The sequence below is a fragment of the Paracoccus luteus genome (genome assembly GCF_004522155.1).
In the GTDB taxonomy this organism is placed as follows: Bacteria; Pseudomonadota; Alphaproteobacteria; order Rhodobacterales; family Rhodobacteraceae; genus Paracoccus; species Paracoccus luteus.
Genome location: NZ_SDEA01000007.1, coordinates 20,152 through 37,000, shown reverse-complemented (window position 1 = coordinate 37,000; position 16,849 = coordinate 20,152). Strand labels below are relative to the sequence as shown.

General features: G+C 71.2%; 15 protein-coding genes. 14 read left to right on the top strand and 1 reads right to left on the bottom strand.

From position 1 onward, the window contains the following. Window positions 1–61: 61 nt before the first annotated feature. Both topA and ggt read left to right on the top strand, forming a co-directional pair. Entirely contained in the window at window positions 62–2,722 is a 2,661-nt protein-coding gene (gene topA / locus EPA64_RS10140; RefSeq protein WP_134726241.1) for a type I DNA topoisomerase, read from the top strand. Window positions 2,723–2,802: 80 nt separating this feature from the next. After that, complete coding sequence (gene ggt / locus EPA64_RS10135; protein ID WP_134726240.1) at window positions 2,803–4,542, top strand: gamma-glutamyltransferase; 1,740 nt, start codon at window positions 2,803–2,805, stop codon at window positions 4,540–4,542. Between the two features lie 87 nt (window positions 4,543–4,629). Here the strand turns inward: ggt and EPA64_RS10130 are convergent, their stop codons facing one another. After that, a complete protein-coding gene (locus tag EPA64_RS10130) occupies window positions 4,630–4,977 on the bottom strand; it encodes a DUF488 domain-containing protein (RefSeq protein ID WP_134726239.1) in 348 nt (115 codons plus the stop codon). Window positions 4,978–5,062: 85 nt separating this feature from the next. On the opposite strand from EPA64_RS10130, the gene EPA64_RS10125 reads away from it, so the two are divergent. From EPA64_RS10125 to ftsH, 12 genes are all read left to right on the top strand, one after another. Next, window positions 5,063–5,767, top strand: coding sequence for a CoA transferase subunit A (locus tag EPA64_RS10125; RefSeq protein ID WP_134726238.1), 705 nt, complete (start codon window positions 5,063–5,065; stop codon window positions 5,765–5,767). Continuing rightward, the gene (locus EPA64_RS10120; RefSeq protein WP_134726237.1) at window positions 5,767–6,411 is read left to right on the top strand and encodes a 3-oxoacid CoA-transferase subunit B; all 645 of its coding nucleotides are present in this window, start codon (window positions 5,767–5,769) and stop codon (window positions 6,409–6,411) included. Before EPA64_RS10125 ends, EPA64_RS10120 begins: the two co-directional genes overlap by 1 nt. A gap of 87 nt (window positions 6,412–6,498) precedes the next feature. Beyond that, entirely contained in the window at window positions 6,499–7,098 is a 600-nt protein-coding gene (locus EPA64_RS10115) for a hypothetical protein (protein WP_134726236.1), read from the top strand. 138 nt (window positions 7,099–7,236) lie between these two features. Then, the gene (ybgC, locus tag EPA64_RS10110; RefSeq protein ID WP_134726235.1) at window positions 7,237–7,644 is read left to right on the top strand and encodes a tol-pal system-associated acyl-CoA thioesterase; all 408 of its coding nucleotides are present in this window, start codon (window positions 7,237–7,239) and stop codon (window positions 7,642–7,644) included. Window positions 7,645–7,812: 168 nt separating this feature from the next. Next, window positions 7,813–8,505, top strand: coding sequence for a protein TolQ (gene tolQ, locus EPA64_RS10105; RefSeq protein WP_134726234.1), 693 nt, complete (start codon window positions 7,813–7,815; stop codon window positions 8,503–8,505). Beyond that, window positions 8,506–8,958 (top strand): ExbD/TolR family protein, encoded by a 453-nt coding sequence (locus EPA64_RS10100; RefSeq protein WP_134726233.1) that lies wholly within the window; start codon window positions 8,506–8,508, stop codon window positions 8,956–8,958. It begins immediately after the preceding gene. Then, window positions 8,951–10,516: a protein TolA gene (locus tag EPA64_RS10095; protein WP_134726232.1), complete on the top strand. Its 1,566-nt coding sequence runs from the start codon at window positions 8,951–8,953 to the stop codon at window positions 10,514–10,516. Before EPA64_RS10100 ends, EPA64_RS10095 begins: the two co-directional genes overlap by 8 nt. 83 nt (window positions 10,517–10,599) lie before the next feature. Next, window positions 10,600–12,009, top strand: coding sequence for a Tol-Pal system beta propeller repeat protein TolB (tolB, locus tag EPA64_RS10090; protein ID WP_134726231.1), 1,410 nt, complete (start codon window positions 10,600–10,602; stop codon window positions 12,007–12,009). A gap of 14 nt (window positions 12,010–12,023) precedes the next feature. Continuing rightward, the gene (locus EPA64_RS10085) at window positions 12,024–12,536 is read left to right on the top strand and encodes an OmpA family protein (protein WP_425467026.1); all 513 of its coding nucleotides are present in this window, start codon (window positions 12,024–12,026) and stop codon (window positions 12,534–12,536) included. After that, window positions 12,533–13,498 (top strand): tol-pal system YbgF family protein, encoded by a 966-nt coding sequence (locus EPA64_RS10080; protein ID WP_134726229.1) that lies wholly within the window; start codon window positions 12,533–12,535, stop codon window positions 13,496–13,498. The genes EPA64_RS10085 and EPA64_RS10080 overlap by 4 nt, the downstream gene beginning before the upstream one ends. After that, window positions 13,488–14,726, top strand: a complete 1,239-nt coding sequence (gene tilS, locus EPA64_RS16915; protein ID WP_134726228.1) for a tRNA lysidine(34) synthetase TilS — start codon at window positions 13,488–13,490, stop codon at window positions 14,724–14,726. The genes EPA64_RS10080 and tilS overlap by 11 nt, the downstream gene beginning before the upstream one ends. A 60-nt stretch (window positions 14,727–14,786) precedes the next feature. Continuing rightward, entirely contained in the window at window positions 14,787–16,673 is a 1,887-nt protein-coding gene (ftsH, locus tag EPA64_RS10070; protein ID WP_134726227.1) for an ATP-dependent zinc metalloprotease FtsH, read from the top strand. Window positions 16,674–16,849: the final 176 nt, after the last annotated feature.

Genomic DNA, 16,849 nt, shown 5'->3' with positions numbered 1-16,849 from the left:
GCGTTGACAGTGCGCCGCGCTGCCCCCATGTTCCCGCCCCTGTCCGAGGAAAAGGTCCGCCATGCCCGTCGTCGTCGTCGAATCCCCCGCCAAGGCCAAGACGATCAACAAGTATCTTGGCGACGCCTACACGGTTCTGGCGTCCTTCGGCCACGTCCGCGACCTGCCGCCCAAGGACGGGTCAGTCGATACCGACGCCGACTTCGCCATGAAATGGGAGGTGGCGGCGGAATCGAAAAAGCACGTCAAGGCGATCAAGGACGCCTTGGCGTCGGACCCGAACCTGATCCTTGCCACCGACCCCGACCGCGAGGGCGAGGCGATCAGCTGGCACCTGCGCGAAGCCCTGGCCCCTGCGCTGAAGAAGGGGGCAGAGGTCAGCCGCGTCACCTTCAACGCGATCACCAAATCGGCCGTGACCGAGGCGATGGCCAACCCGCGCCAGATCGACCAGCCGCTGGTCGATGCCTATCTGGCGCGCCGGGCGCTGGATTACCTCGTGGGCTTCAACCTGTCGCCGGTGCTGTGGCGCAAGCTGCCGGGCGCCAAGTCCGCCGGCCGGGTCCAGTCCGTCGCCCTGCGGGTCATCGTGGACCGCGAGATGGAGATCGAGGCCTTCCGCGCCCGCGAATACTGGACCGTCCACGCCGCGCTGGCGACGCCCAAGGGCGACGAATACCGCGCCACGCTGGTCAGCTATGCCGGGAAAAAGCTGGAACGCTATGATCTGGCCGACGAGCAGGCCGCACGTCTGGCCGTCAGCGCGGTGCAGTCGCGCGACCTGACCGTGACCTCGGTGGCAAGCAAACCCGCCAGCCGCAACCCCTGGCCGCCGTTCATGACCTCGACCCTGCAGCAGGAGGCCAGCCGCAAGCTGGGCCTTGGCGCGCGGGCCTGCATGTCGGCGGCGCAGCGGCTGTATGAGGCGGGATACATCACCTATATGCGGACCGACGGCATCGACATGGCGCCCGAGGCGGTGATGGCCGCCCGCGACGCGATCAAGGCGCGGTTCGGTGAGGCTTACGTTCCGAAAAGCCCGCGCATCTACAAGAACAAGGCCAAGAACGCGCAAGAGGCGCATGAATGCATCCGGCCCACCGACATGATGCTGTCGCCCGACAGGCTGAACGTCGAGGCCGAGCAGCGCAAACTGTATGACCTGATCTGGAAGCGCACGCTGGCGTCCCAGATGGAGGCCGCGCGGATGGAGCGGACGACCGTCGAGATCGGGTCCGCCGACGCTCAGGTCGGACTGCGCGCGACCGGGCAGGTGATGCTGTTCGACGGCTTCCTGCGGGTCTATGACCAGGGCACCGACGACGACGAGGGCGAGGACAGCGCCCGCCTGCCGCAGATCACGCAAGGCGAGGCCGCGGCCAAGCGCGACGTGACGCCGGAACAGCATTTCACCCAGCCGCCCCCGCGTTACACCGAGGCAACCTTGGTCAAGCGGATGGAAGAACTGGGCATCGGCCGTCCGTCCACCTATGCCAGCATCGTCACGACGATTCAGGACCGCGAATACGTCCGCAAGGACAAGAACCGGCTGTTCCCCGAGGACAAGGGCCGGCTGGTGACGGCCTTCCTGACCCGGTATTTCCCGCGCTATGTCAGCTATGACTTCACCGCCGATCTGGAAGGCGAGCTGGACGACATCTCGTCGGGGTCGCGCGAATACCGCGACGTTTTGCGGCGGTTCTGGCGCGATTTCACCGCCGCGCTGGAAGGCACCAGCGAGCTGCGCATCACCGAGGTGCTGGAGGCGATCGACGAGGCGCTGGCGCCGCATCTGTATCCCGCCCGCGCCGATGGGGCCGACCCGCGGGAATGTCCGCTGTGCGGCAAGGGGCGGCTGAACCTCAAGACCGCGCGCTCGGGCGGGGCCTTCATCGGCTGCAACAACTATCCCGACTGCCGCTATACGCGCCCGATCTCGGGCGCCGAGGGCGATGCCGTGGGCGACACGGTCCTGGGCCTGGACCCGCAGGGCATCGAGATCAGCCTGAAGAACGGCCGCTTCGGTCCTTACGTCCAGCGCGGCGAGGCGACGGCGGATGCGCCCAAGCCGCCGCGCGCGTCCATCCCCAAGGGCTGGGACGCGGCCGCGACCGATCTGGAAAAGGCGCTGATGCTGCTGGACCTGCCGCGCACCATCGGCCCCCACCCCGAGGACGGTGTCGCGGTCGAGGCCGGGATCGGCCGCTATGGCCCCTATGTCAAGCACGGCCCGAAATACGTGAACCTGCCCGATGCCGACGAGGTCTTCGTCATCGGCATGAACCGCGCGGTCGAGGTGCTGGCCAGCAAGCCCCAGCGCGGCCGCGCCGCCGCCGCCGCGCCGCTGGCGGAACTGGGCGAGCATCCCGAGGGCGGGCCGGTTCAGGTCCTGGGCGGGCGTTTTGGCCCCTATGTGAAATGGGGCAAGATCAACGCCACCCTGCCGCGCGACATGGCGCCCGAAACGGTGACGATGGCCGCCGCGCTGGAACTGATCGCGGCCAAGGCATCGAAGAGCGGCAAGAAGCCGGCGGCGAAGAAGCCTGCGGCGAAGAAACCGGCGGCGAAGGCTGCGGCGGAAAAGGCCCCGGTAAAGAAACCGGCGGCGAAGGCTGCGGCGAAGAAACCCGCCGCAAAGGCCAGTGCCAAGAAGCCTGCGGCAAAGGCGGCTGGCGAGGGCGCGCCCCGGAAGCCCGCCGCAAAGGCCCCGGCCGAGGACTGACCCCCTCCGGTCCCGGGCATCGCGCTTGTCTGCCGGCGCGGGCGTGCTATCCTTGGCCGCAGGGACCAGGGGGAACGCCGATGACGCTTTCGACCGGCCTGCGGCGGGTGTGCGCCGCCACGCTGCTGATCGCCGCCGCAGGATCGCCCGCGCTGGCGCAAGAGGTGGCGATCTTTTCCGAAATGGACCGGGTTCACCCGGTCTGGGCCGCGAACGGCATGGTCTCGACGCAGGAACGCGTCGCCGCCGAGGTCGGGCGCGACATCCTTGCGCAGGGCGGCAATGCCGTTGACGCGGCGGTGGCCGTCGCCTTCGCGCTGGCGGTGACGCTGCCGCGGGCGGGCAACATCGGCGGCGGCGGCTTCATGCTGGTCCACGACGCCAAGGCCGGCACGACCCACGCCATCGACTATCGCGAGACTGCGCCCGCATCCGCCGAACGCGACATGTTCCTGAACGCGGCGGGGGACGCGGACAGCGACAAGTCGCGCTATTCCGGCCTTGCGACCGGGGTGCCGGGCACCGTCGCGGGGATGAGGCTGGCGCTGGACCGGCATGGCAGCATGACCTGGGCCGAGGTGATCGCCCCCGCGATCCGGCTGGCCGCCGAGGGGATCGCCGTGACCCCCGACCAGGCCGACAGCCTTGAGGACGCGCACGACGATCTGACCCGCTATCCGTCCGCCGCCGCGATCTTCTACAAGCCCGACGGCGGTTTCTGGCAACCCGGAGAGCGGCTGGTGCAGGCCGACCTTGGCCGCACGCTGCAGCGCATCGCCGACGAGGGGCCGGACGGATTCTATAAAGGGCCGGTCGCCGAGGCGATTGCAAAGGCGGTGCAGGCGGCAGGCGGGCGCATCACGGTCGAGGACATGGCCGCCTATCGCGCGGTCGAGCGCGAGCCGATCCGCGGCAGCTATCGCGGCTATGAGGTCGTCTCGATGCCGCCGCCGTCGTCGGGCGGGGTGCATCTGATCCAGATGCTGAACGCGCTGGAAGGCTATCCCATCGGCGCGCTGGGGGCCAATTCGGCGCAGACCATCCACCTGATGGCCGAGGTGATGAAGCTGGCCTATGCCGACCGGTCCGAATACCTGGGCGACCCGGATTTCGTGGACGTGCCGGTCGCGGCGCTGACCGCCAAGGATTATGCCGCCGCCATGCGCGACAAGATCGACGCCGATTTCGCCACGCCCTCGGCGCTGATCCGCCCGGCCGACCTGACGCCGTATGAATCCGACCAGACCACGCATTTCTCGATCATCGACGCCGACGGCAACGCGGTGTCGAACACCTACACGATCAACTTCTCCTATGGTTCGGGGCTGGTCGCGGACGGCACCGGCGTCCTGATGAACAACGAGATGGACGATTTCTCGGCCAAGCCGGGCGTGCCCAACGCCTATGGGCTGATCGGCGGTGACGCCAACGCCGTCCAGGGCGGCAAGCGGCCGCTGTCGTCGATGACGCCGACCATCGTCAACAAGGACGGCAAGGTGTTCCTTGTCACCGGCTCGCCCGGCGGGGCGCGCATCATCACCACCGTCCTGCAGGTCATCATGAACATGATCGACCACGGCATGAACGTGGCCGAGGCCAGCACCGAGCCGCGGGTCCATCACCAGTGGCTGCCCGAGGAGCTGCGCATCGAGGAGGGGGTCAGCCCCGACACCGTCCGCCTGCTGCAGGGCAAGGGCCACAGCGTCGTCGTGCGCGAGGCGATGGGGGCGACGCAATCGGTCATGCGCGACCCCGCCAGCGGTTATCTGTTCGGCGCGTCCGATCCGCGCCGGTCCGACGCGGCGACCGTGGGATACTGAACGGCGCCACCCGGCCGCGGCCGCGACCGCGGTGCGGCGGCAGGCCGGGCGCATCGCGGCTGTGCGCCCCGGCCCCCGGCGGCCACCTCACCCCCGCAGCCAGTCCCGCAGCGCGACGGCGTTGTTGTGCGCCTCGTCCCGGGCGCCATAGACCAGCGTGACCGGCCCCGCCCGCCACAGCCGGCGCAGTTCGGCCACCGGCGCGCCGTCCGCATCCAGTTCGGCGGCATAGCGGCGGCGGAACTGGTCCCATTTCGCGGGATCGTGGCCGAACCAGCGGCGCAGCGCGGTGCTGGGTGCAAGATCCTTCAGCCAGGCGTCGATCCGCAGCGCCTCGCGCGTCACACCGCGCGGCCAGACGCGGTCCACCAGCACCCGCCGGCCGTCGTCGTCCGAGGCGGGTTCATAGGCGCGCTTCACGCCGATGCGGTGCATCGCTTGCCCCCCTTGGCTGGCCGCCTTCAGATTGACACAACGTCACGCACCCGCCAAACACATCGGCGACAAACGGAGGGGCCGGATGAAAAAGGTCTATGACAACGCCGATGCGGCGCTGGACGGGCTGCTGACGGACGGGATGTCCATCGCGGCCGGGGGGTTCGGGCTGTCCGGCATCCCCGAACTGCTGATCGCCGCCATCCATCGCGCGGGGACCAGGAACCTGACCATCGCGTCCAACAACTGCGGCGTTGACGGCTTCGGGCTGGGCATCCTGCTGGACAGCAAGCAGATCAGGAAGATGCAGTCGTCCTATGTCGGCGAGAACGCCGAGTTCATGCGCCAGTATCTGTCCGGAGAGCTTGAGCTTGAGTTCAACCCGCAGGGCACGCTGGCCGAACGCATGCGCGCGGGCGGCGCGGGCATCCCCGGCTTTTACACGAAAACCGGCGTCGGCACCGTCATTGCCGACGGCAAGGAAGTGAAGACCTTCGACGGGCAGGACTATATCCTGGAACGCGGCATCGTCACCGACCTGGCCATCGTCAAGGCGTGGAAGGCCGACGAGACCGGCAACCTGGTGTTCCGCAAGACGGCGCGCAACTTCAACGCGCCCGCCGCGACCTGCGGCAAGGTCTGCGTCGTCGAGGTCGAGGAGATCGTGCCCGCCGGGTCCATCGACCCCGACCACGTCCACCTGCCCGGCATCTATGTCCACCGGATCGTCCAGGGCCAGCACGAAAAGCGCATCGAACAGCGCACCGTCCGCAAAAGGGAGTCTGCCTGATGGCCGCCGAAACCAAGGGCTGGGACCGCAACCAGATGGCCGCCCGCGCCGCGCGGGAACTGCAGGACGGGATGTATGTGAACCTCGGCATCGGCATCCCGACGCTGGTGTCGAACTATATTCCCGATGGGGTCCACGTCACCCTGCAATCGGAAAACGGGATGCTGGGCATGGGCCCCTTCCCGTATGAGGGCGAGGAAGACCCCGATCTGATCAACGCGGGCAAGCAGACGATCACCGAACTGCCCCATTCCGCCTATTTCGACAGCGCGCAGTCCTTCGCCATGATCCGCGGCGGCAAGATCGCGATGGCGATCCTGGGCGCGATGGAGGTCGCGGAAAACGGCGACCTGGCGAACTGGATGATCCCCGGCAAGCTGGTCAAGGGCATGGGCGGGGCGATGGATCTGGTCGCGGGCGTCAAGCGCGTGGTCGTGGTCATGGACCACACCAACAAGGCGGGCGAATCCAAGGTGCTGCGCGAATGCACCCTGCCGCTCACCGGGCGGGCCGTGGTGGACCGCATCATCTCGAACCTGGGGGTGCTGGACGTGGTGCCGGGCGGCCTCAAGATCGTGGAACTGGCCGACGGCGTGTCCGAGGACGAACTGTGCGCCGCCACCGCCGCGACCATCGTCAACTGACCGGCAGGCGCGCAGCCAGCCTTTCGCACGGGCGTCGCCGGCGCCCGTGCTTGCCGTTCCAGTCCCCGCACAGCCGATGACCCGCCGATGACCGACCCCAGCGGACAAACGACCGGGGCGCTGACCCCCGACGCCATCGCGGCCCTGTTCACCGCCGCCGACGGGGCGTTCCTCTGCGCCCGCTGGGGGCGGCCGGTCGCGCCGGTGGCCTTCGGCCTCGCCGACGAGACGCTGGCCATCTTTCGCGGGGCGCTGGCCGCGGTGCTGGCCGACGCGCGCCATCCCCTGGCCGACACCGACCCCGAGATGGGCGCGAACCTGATGATCTTCGCGGTCCGCGACTGGGCGGAACTGGCGGGCGTCCCCGACCTGGACCGGCTGACCGGCATCGCCGATCTGCCCGCGCGGCTGGCGGGGCAGGGGACCGACCGCTATCGCCTGCTGCGCTTTGACGCGGACGGGGGCATCCGCGCCTGCCTGTCGTTCCTGCGGCTGGGCGGCGCGCTGGCGGACGCGCATCCGGGCCGCCTTGCCGAAAGCGTGGCGGTCAATGCGGTGCTGTCCTTCGCGCGCCCGGCGGCGCCCTCGCCCGCGCTGGCGGCCCTGATCCGCGCCGCCTATGACCCCGCGCTGCCGGTCGCCGCGCGTGACGCCAGCCACGCGCTGCGGCTGGCCGCGCGGATCTGACGCGGCCTCACGCGCGTTCTTCTTGGCCGAAATACTCTGGGGGACGCGCGCTGGCGCGCGGGGGGCAAAGCCCCCGGCGGCGGTTCCATCCGGGCCGCCGCCGTGCTTCAAGGCCCCAGACCCAACCGAAGGCCCGCCATGACCCACCGCCTGCCGATCCGCGTCTATTACGAGGATACCGACCTGGGTCAGGTCGTCTATTACGCCAACTACCTCAAGTTCATCGAACGCGGCCGCAGCGAATACCTGCGGCAGGCGGGCATCGACCAGGCGCGCCTGCTGGCCGATCACAGCCTGGCCTTCGTCGTCCGCCGGGTCGAGGCGGATTACCTGCGCCCGGCGCGCTTCGACGACCTGGTCGAGGTGGTGACGACGCTGGACGAGGTCGCGGGGTCGCGGCTGACGCTGACCCAGACCGTGGACCGCGACGGCCAGACGCTGTTTTCGGCCCGCGTCACCATCGTCTGCGTCGATCTGGGGGCCATGCGGGCGCATCGGGTGCCCGCCCATGTGCGGGCCGCGCTGGGGCGGCCCGAGGGGGCCTGAGCGGGGCGCCATCCGGCGGGCGCCCGCCTGCATCGCGCAACTGTGTTGGCGCGGGGCTGGCAATCGGGACTAGAACCTTGGCAAAACGCCGCGAATTGCGAAAGGGGCGGGCGGCGCGCAGGCGGGCCGCCGCGATCCCCGGACAAGCCGGCAACAAGGGGCAGTCACATGGAACAACTCGCCATCGGGGCGCCGGTCGATTTCTCGCTGGTCGCGCTGTTCATGCGCGCGGGGCTGACCGTCAAGATCGTGATGATCATCCTCGTCGTCGCCTCGGTCTGGGGCTGGGCGGTCATCATCCAGAAATTGATGGTGCAGGCCACCGCGCGGCGGGATTCGGCCCGCTTCGACCGCCAGTTCTGGTCGGGCCAGCCGCTGGACGACCTTTATGACCGCATGAACGGCCGGGCGGGCGGCGCGGCCGAGCGGATCTTTTCCGCCGGCATGGGCGAATGGCGCCGGTCGCAGCGCGACGACGGCGGGCTGATCCCGGGCACCCAGCCGCGCATCGACCGCGCCATGAACGTGGCGATCAACCGCGAAAGCGACCGGCTGACCCGCGGCCTGCCGTTCCTGGCAACAGTGGGATCGACCGCGCCCTTCATCGGGCTGTTCGGCACCGTCTGGGGCATCAAGACCGCGTTCGAGGGCATCGCGCTGTCGCAGAACACCAGCCTTGCCGTCGTCGCCCCCGGCATCGCCGAGGCGCTGGTCGCGACCGCGCTGGGGCTGCTGGCCGCGATCCCGGCGGTCATCTTCTATAACAAGCTGTCCTCGGACGCCGACCGGATCACGGTCAGCCACGAGGCGTTCGCGGACGAGTTTTCCACCATCCTGTCGCGCCAGATCGAGGACGCCTGAATGGGGGCCGGGATCAACCGCCGGGCGGCGACGCGGCCCGGCCGCCGCCGCCACGCGCCGATGGCGGAAATCAACGTCACGCCCTTCGTGGACGTGATGCTGGTGCTGCTGATCATCTTCATGGTGGCCGCGCCCCTGCTGACCGTCGGCGTGCCGCTGGAACTGCCCCGCACCGCCGCCGAGGCCGTGGCCCAGGAACCCGAAGAGCCGCTGACCATCTCGATCCCGGTCGAAGGCCCGCTGGTCCTGATGACCTCCGAGGTGCCCGAGGGCGAGCTGGTCACCCGCCTGCGCGCCGTCGCCCAGGAACGCGCGTCGGCCCGCATCTATCTGCGCGCCGACGGCAACGTCGCCTATGCCCGCGTCATGCAGGTCATGGGGGCGCTGAATGCCGCCGGTTACAGCGACATCGTGCTGGTGACCGACGCCGGCGGCCCGCGGATGGATGGCTGACCCGTTTCCCCCCGACGACGCGCGCGCGCGTCGCACCGGCGCCTGGCTTTCGGGTGTCGCGCACGCCGCCCTGATCGGGTGGGTGGCGCTGGGTGGCGCGCTGTTCCGCCCGCAGCCCGCGCCCGCCATCCGCATGGCCGAGGTCGAGACCATGTCCGAGGCGCAGTTCCAGCAGATGGCCGCCGCCAGCCGCGGCAGCGGCCCGGTGGGTGATGAGGCTGCGGCGACCCCCGCCCAGCCGCGCCCGCCCGCGGACGAGGTGGCGCCGGGCGGCGCGCAGGCCGTGTCGCCGCCGACGCCCGACGCCGACCCCTCGAACCTGCCCGCGCCGCTGGCCGCCCCCGAGGCCGCGCCGGATGTCAGCGACATGCAGCGCCCCCAGACCCCGGTTGCGGTGGCGACCGTCGCGCCCGAACCGCGCCAGCCCAGCCCGGCCGGCGACGACGCGCCGCCCGCGCCCGCGCCCGAGGCGGGGGCCGCGCCCGCCGCGGCGCCAACGCTCGCGCCGCAAGCGCCCGCCGTGCCCGATGCGCCGGTGGTGGCGACCGCACCCGCGCCGGTGCTGACGACATCGGCCGCGCCGGTCGACGTGGCGTCGGCGCGCCAGCGCCGGGCCGACCGCATCGCCGCCGCTGCCGCCGCCCGTCAGGCCGAGGCGCAGCGCCAGGCCGCCGCAGCCGCAGCCGCAGCCGCAGCCGAGGAACAGCGCCAGCGCGAAGCAGCAGCCGCACAGGCGGACGAGGCCGAACGCCAGCGCATCGCCGCCGACGCCGCCGCCCGCGCGCAGGCCGAACGCGCCGCCGCGCAGGCCGCAGCCGACGAGGCCGCCCGCGCCGAGGCCCAGGCCGAAGCCCGCGCCGAAGCCGAACGGCAGGCGGCCGCCGACCGGCAGGCCGAGGCCAACCGGCAGGCCGAAGCCGACCGGCAGGCCGAGGCGGAACGGCAAGCCGAGGCGCAGCGCCGCGCCGACGAAGACGCCCGCCGCCAGGCGCAGGACGAGCTGCGCCGCGCCGAAGAACAGGCCGCGGCCCGGGCCGCCGCCGAGGAAATGGCCCGCGCCGCCGAGGAAGCGGCCCGGATCGAGGCCGAGGCGCTGGCCCGCGAACAGGCTGAGGCGCCGCGCCCCGCCCCCGACGCAGACCCCCTGACCGCCGCCCTGAACGAGGCGATGGACCTGCCCGAGGGCGCGGGGGCCGAGGGCGGTGGCGGCCGCGCCGCCGACGCGCCGCCGTTGTCGGCGGGCGAAAAGGACAGCTTCCGCCTGACCATCGCGGAATGCTGGAACATCGGCGCGCTGTCGCGCGAGGCGCAGCGCACCACGGTCAGCGTGGGATTCTCGCTGGGCCGCGACGGGATGCCGGATGCCGAATCGATCCGCCTGATCGCGCATGAGGGCGGCTCCGACGCCGCCGCCCGCCAGGCGTTCGAGGCGGCGCGCCGCGCCATCCGCCGCTGCGCCCTGCAACAGGACGGCTATCGCCTGCCGCCCGAGAAATACGCCCGCTGGCGCGAGGTCATCGTGGACTTCCGGCCCACGGGCGGGCCGACCCTGCGATGACCCGGCCAGTAACCCGGCCAGTGACCCGGCCCGTGACTTGGCCCGCATGGCCTATGCCCCGCTTTCCCGATAAGGCTTTCACCATGACCCGTTCGACCCGTCCCCCGATCCCCGCGCCCCGGCCCAGCGTCGCGCTGCCCGCCGTCCTCGCGCTGCTGCTTGCGGCGTTCCTGCCGCTGTCCGGCCCGGCGCTGGCGCAGGACGCGGCCCCTCCCGACGCACTGGCCGCGGACGACGACAGCGGCCCGCTGCGGATCGAGATCACCGGCGGCCAGGTCGAGGCGATGCCCATCGCCGTCGCGCCGTTTTTCGACGAGGGGGGCGCCGCCGAACTGGCCCGGCAGGTCCAGCAGGTCATGACCGCCGACCTGACCGGCACCGATTTGTTCCGCGCCATCCCGGCCGACGCCCATGTCGCCCGGCCGCAGGCGTTCGACGAACCCGTCGCCTATGCCGACTGGCGCGCCGTCAACGCCGAGGCGCTGGTGACGGGCGCCGTCGCCGTCGCGGACGGGCGCGTGACCGTCAAGTTCCGGCTGTTCGACATCTTCTCGGGGCAGCCCCTGGGCGACGGCATCCAGTTCGACGTCGAGCAGGCCAGCTGGCGGCGCGCCGCCCACAAGGCCGCCGACCAGATCTATGCCCGCATTACCGGCGAGACGGCCTATTTCGACAGCCGCGTCGCGTTCGTGTCCGAAACCGGCCCCAAGGACGCGCGGCTGAAACGCATCGGGGTGATGGACTATGACGGCGCGAACCCGATCTGGCTGACCGACGACAGCGCGCTGGTGCTGGCGCCGCGGTTCTCGCCCGACGGGCAGCAGCTGCTGTTCACCAGCTTTGCACGCGGGGCGCCGCAGGTGATGCTGATGGACGTGACGACGCTGTCCACCCGCGCGCTGAAGCAGGAAGCCGGCACCATGAGCTTTGCGCCCCGGTTTTCCCCCGACGCCCGCTGGATCGTCTATTCGCGCGAGAAATCGGGCAACACCGACATCTGGCAGATGGATGTGGCGACCGGCGCGGAACGGCCGCTGACCAGCGCGCCGGGGATCGAGACCTCGCCCGGATACAGCCCCGACGGGACGCGGATCGTCTTTGAAAGCGACCAGTCGGGCACGCCGCAGATCTATGTCATGCCCGCCGACGGATCGGGCGAGCCGGTGCGCATCAGCTTCGGCCCCGGCCGCTATGGCACCCCCGCCTGGTCGCCCAAGGGCGACCTGATTGCGTTCACCAACCAGCAGGGCGACCGCTTTCACATCGGGGTCATGCACCCCGACGGCGGGGAAGAGAAAATGCTGACGGAATCGTTCCTTGACGAGGGACCGACCTGGGCCCCCAATGGCCGCGTGGTCATGTTCACGCGGCAAACACCGGGCGGGGATGGCACGCCGCGACTGCATTCCGTCGATGTCACCGGCCGCAACATGCGCCCGGTCGAACTGGATGGCGCGGCGTCCGATCCCGACTGGGGACCGCTTCTGCCATGACGATGGGGATGACGATGGTTCGGTTTCGCTTGATCGGTGCGGCAGCCCTGCTGGGGGCGCTGGGGGCCTGCGCGCAGCCCGCGCCCGCGCCGCTGGTGGTCGATCCCTATGCCGGGCGGCCCGGCGGGGCGTTCACCGGCGATCTGGCCGGGCTGGGCGCCACGGCCGAGGATTTCCGCAACACCGCCGGCGACACGGTGCTGTTCTCGCAGGACCAGTCGTCGCTGGGCGCCGAGGCGCGGGCGACGCTGGTCAGGCAGGCCGACTGGCTCAAGCGGAACGGCAACTTCGCCTCGGTCGTCGAGGGGCATTCGGACGAGCAGGGGACGCGCGAATACAACCTGGCGCTGGGCGCGCGCCGCGCCGGGGCGGTGCAGGAATACCTGATCTCGCAGGGGGTCGAGGCGGGGCGCATCACCACCCGCACGATGGGCAAGGAACGCCCGCTCGAGGTGTGCTCGACGCCCGAGTGCTATGACAGGAATCGCCGCGCCGTGACCATCGTGCAGCCGGGGCTGGGCGTATGACGCTGGCCGCCACCTTTCGCGCGGCGCTGGCCGCCGGGTTGCTGGCGTTGGCGGCGGCCCCGGTGGCCGCGCAGGACCAGCGCCCGGCCGCGTCGCTGGGCGACGTGCGCGCCGACCTGCGCGCCCTGACCGCCGAGCTGCAGTCGCTGCGCGCCGAACTGAACGCATCGGGCGCGGCGGGCTTTCAGGCGGCGGGCGGCGACAGCGCCATCGACCGCATGAACGCGATCGAATCCGAACTGTCCCGCCTGACCGGCGAGACCGAGCGGCTGAAGAACCGCGTCGAGCGGGTGGTCCGCGACGGCACGAACCGCGTCGGCGACATCGAGTTCCGCCTGTGCGAGATCGAGGAAGGCTGCGACTTGGGCGCGCTGACGACGCCGATGCTGGGCGATCAGGACGGCGGCGGCGCGGGGCTGGCCCCGGCGGTCGTGCGCGGGTCGGCAGCCGAACCCGCGCCCGCGCCGACCGATGCGCTGACCGCGCGCGAACGCGCCGACATGGGCCGCGCGTCCGACGCGATGCAGGCTGGCGATTTCCCGCGCGCCGCCCAGCTTTACGGCGACTTCGCCGCCACCCACGCCGGCAGCCCGGCGGCGGCCGAGGCGCTGTTTCTGAAGGGCGCGGCGCTGGACGCCGCCGCCGATCCCAAGGCCGCCACGGCGGCGTGGCTGTCGGCGTTTGCCGCCGATCCCACCGGCCCGCGCGCGCCCGACGCGCTGCTGGGGCTGTCGCGGGTCAGCGCCACCGGCCGCCCCGCGTCCGAGGGCTGCGTCTATCTGCTGGAACTGACCACCCGTTTCAGCGGCACGCCGCAGGCGGACGAGGCCGCCAAGCGGATGGCCTCGGCCGGGTGCGAGACGGGCGCTGACGCTGACCCCGAGCTGGGCGCGGACCTGGGCGCCGACCCGCTGGCCGGCGCGGACCCCGAGGCTGCGGCCGACCTGGCCGATGGCGGCTGATCCGCGAACTGTCATCACCGCTGCACTGGACAGGCTGGCCGGGCATCTGCCCGGCTTGGGCGTGGCGCTGTCGGGCGGCGGCGATTCGCTGGCGCTGCTGCGGGTCGCCGCCGGCTGGGGCCGCGCGCGCGGCATCACCATCGCCGCCGCGACCGTCGATCACGCGCTGCGGCCCGGCTCCGCGGCCGAGGCCGCGCAGGCGGGCCGCATGGCCGCCGCCGTGGGGGTGGCGCATGACGTGCTGCGCTGGGATCGTGACGGGCCGCCCGGGGGCAATCTGATGGCGGCGGCGCGGGACGCGCGTGCGGCGCTGCTGGCGGGGTGGGCGCGTGGCGGGGGCCTGCCCGCCGTCGCGCTGGGCCACACGATGGACGATCAGGCCGAGACGCTGCTGATGCGGCTGTCGCGGGGTGCGGGCGTGGACGGGCTGTCCGGCATGGCCGAGGCGCGCAGGGCGCAGGGCGTGCTGTGGCTGCGCCCGCTGCTGGGCACCCGCCGCGCCGACCTGCGCGACTGGCTGGCGGCACAGGGATTGCGCTGGATCGACGATCCCACCAACGACGACGCCGATTTCGACCGCATCCGTATCCGCCACGCGCTGGCGGCGCTGGACCTGCCGGTTCCGGCGCTGGCGCAGTCGGCGGCGAATCTGGCGCAGGCCCGCGCGGCGCTGGGCCACGCCGCGCAAGCCGCCGGGCAGGGGGCGGTGGCGGATCGCGGGATGCTGACCCTGCCGCGCGCGGAATGGCAGCGCGCCCCGGCCGAGATCCGCCGCCGCCTGACCGTGGGCGCGCTGCGCTGGATCACCGGCGCGGACTATGGCCCCCGGCGCGAACCCGTCGCGCGGCTGATCGCGGCGCTGGCCGCGGGCGCGCAGGCGACGCTGGACGGGGTGATCGTCCGGGCGCGGGGCGAGGGGGTCGAGTTCATCCGCGAACCCGCCGCCGCTGCCCGCGCGACCGCCACGCCACAGGCGGGCGCGGCGGTCTGGGACAACCGCTGGCAGCTGACCGACCTGCCCGCAGGCGCGCTGGTCCGCGCCACGGCCGAATCCGACCTGGCCGGGCGCGACTGGCGCGCAACCGGCTTGCCGCGCGCGGCGCTGCTGTCGGTACCCGCGGTCCAGACCGCCGCCGGAACGGTCCTGCCGCTGCTGGACGCGGGGCCCATCGGCGCGCGTCCGCTGCGCGACGCCACGGATTTCGCCGCGATCCTGTCGGCGCATTGATACCGGGCCGCTGACGACCTATTTTATCCCCGACAACTTTCCCCCGCGGAGGACCGGCCCTTGGGCAACGCGCGCAACATCGCCTTTTGGGTGGTTCTGTTCCTGATGATCCTGGCGTTGTTCAACGCCTTCGGCGGCGGCCAGTCGCAGATGAACAGCCGCCAGATCAGCTATTCCGACTTTATCCAGCGGGTGAACGACGGCCAGGTGTCCGGCGTCACCATCGACGGCGAAAACGTCATGATCACCGCCACCGACGGCAAGCAATACGCCACCGTGCGCCCCGCCGGGGACGAGCTGGCCGGCCGCCTGCTGGACAAGAACGTCGAGGTGCGGGTCGAGCGTCAGCAAAGCTCGGGCTTCATGTCCCTGCTGGGCGTGTGGCTGCCGTTCATCCTGCTGATCGGCGTCTGGATCTTCATGATGAACCGGATGCAGGGGGGCGGCAAAGGCGGCGCCATGGGCTTCGGCAAGTCCAAGGCCAAGCTGCTGACCGAAAAGCACGGCCGCGTGACCTTTGACGACGTGGCGGGCATCGACGAGGCCAAGGAGGAACTTGAGGAGATCGTCGAGTTCCTGCGCAACCCGCAGAAGTTCTCGCGCCTCGGCGGCAAGATCCCGAAAGGCGCGCTGCTGGTCGGCCCGCCCGGCACCGGCAAGACCCTGCTTGCGCGCGCCATCGCGGGCGAGGCGGGGGTGCCGTTCTTCACCATCTCGGGTTCGGACTTCGTGGAAATGTTCGTGGGCGTCGGCGCGTCCCGCGTGCGCGACATGTTCGAGCAGGCCAAGAAATCCGCCCCCTGCATCGTCTTCATCGACGAGATCGACGCGGTCGGCCGCGCGCGCGGCGTCGGCATCGGCGGCGGCAACGACGAGCGCGAGCAGACGCTGAACCAGCTTCTGGTGGAAATGGACGGCTTCGAGGCGAACGAAGGGATCATCATCATCGCCGCCACGAACCGCAAGGACGTGCTGGACCCGGCGCTGCTGCGCCCCGGCCGCTTCGACCGCCAGATCCACGTGCCGAACCCCGACATCAAGGGCCGCGAGAAGATCCTGAACGTCCATGCCCGCAAGGTGCCGCAAGGGCCGGATGTGGACCTGCGGATCATCGCGCGGGGCACCCCCGGCTTTTCGGGTGCCGACCTGATGAACCTTGTGAACGAGGCCGCGCTGATGGCCGCGCGCATCGGCCGCCGCTTCGTCACGATGGAGGATTTCGAGAACGCCAAGGACAAGGTGATGCTGGGCGTCGAACGCCGCAGCATGGTCCTGACGCCCGAGCAGAAGGAAAAGACCGCCTATCACGAGGCCGGCCACGCCATCGTCGGGCTGTCGCTGCCGAAATGCGATCCGGTCTACAAGGCCACGATCATCCCGCGCGGCGGCGCGCTTGGCATGGTCGTCAGCCTGCCCGAGGCGGACCGGCTGAACTTTCACAAGGACGAGGCCAAGCAGAAGATCGCCATGACGATGGCCGGCAAGGCCGCCGAGATCATCAAATATGGCGAGGATGGCGTGTCGAACGGCCCGGCCGGCGACATCCAGCAGGCCAGCGCGCTGGCCCGCGCGATGGTGATGCGCTGGGGCATGTCCGACAAGGTCGGCGCGGTCGATTACGCCGAGGCGCACGAGGGCTATCAGGGCAACACCGCCGGCTTTTCGGTCAGCGCCGCCACCAAGGAGCTGATCGAACAGGAGGTGCGCGAGCTGATCGAGACCGGCTATCAGGAAGCCCGCCGCATCCTGCTGGACAAGTCCGAGGAGTTCGAGCGACTGGCCAAGGGCCTGCTGGAATACGAGACGCTGACCGGCGAGGAAATCGGCAAGGTCATCCGCGGCGACAAGATCGGCGGCGACGACGACCTGCCCGGATCGGCCATTCCGTCGATTCCGGCGGTTCCGCGCCCGGTCCGCCCGGCGGGCGATCCGCTGCCGCAGGCCTGATCGGCGCAGGGCGCTGGAACGGCCCCGGTCCTTGGACCGGGGCTTTTCCATGCGCGGGGGCAGGCGGCAACGGCGGGTCGCCGGGTGAGGGGTTCCGCCGCGTCGCTGCATGCGCGCGGCGATTTTGCATCGTGCTGTCCCCGGTCCCCTGCGCCGACCTCGGGCGGTGGTCCCCG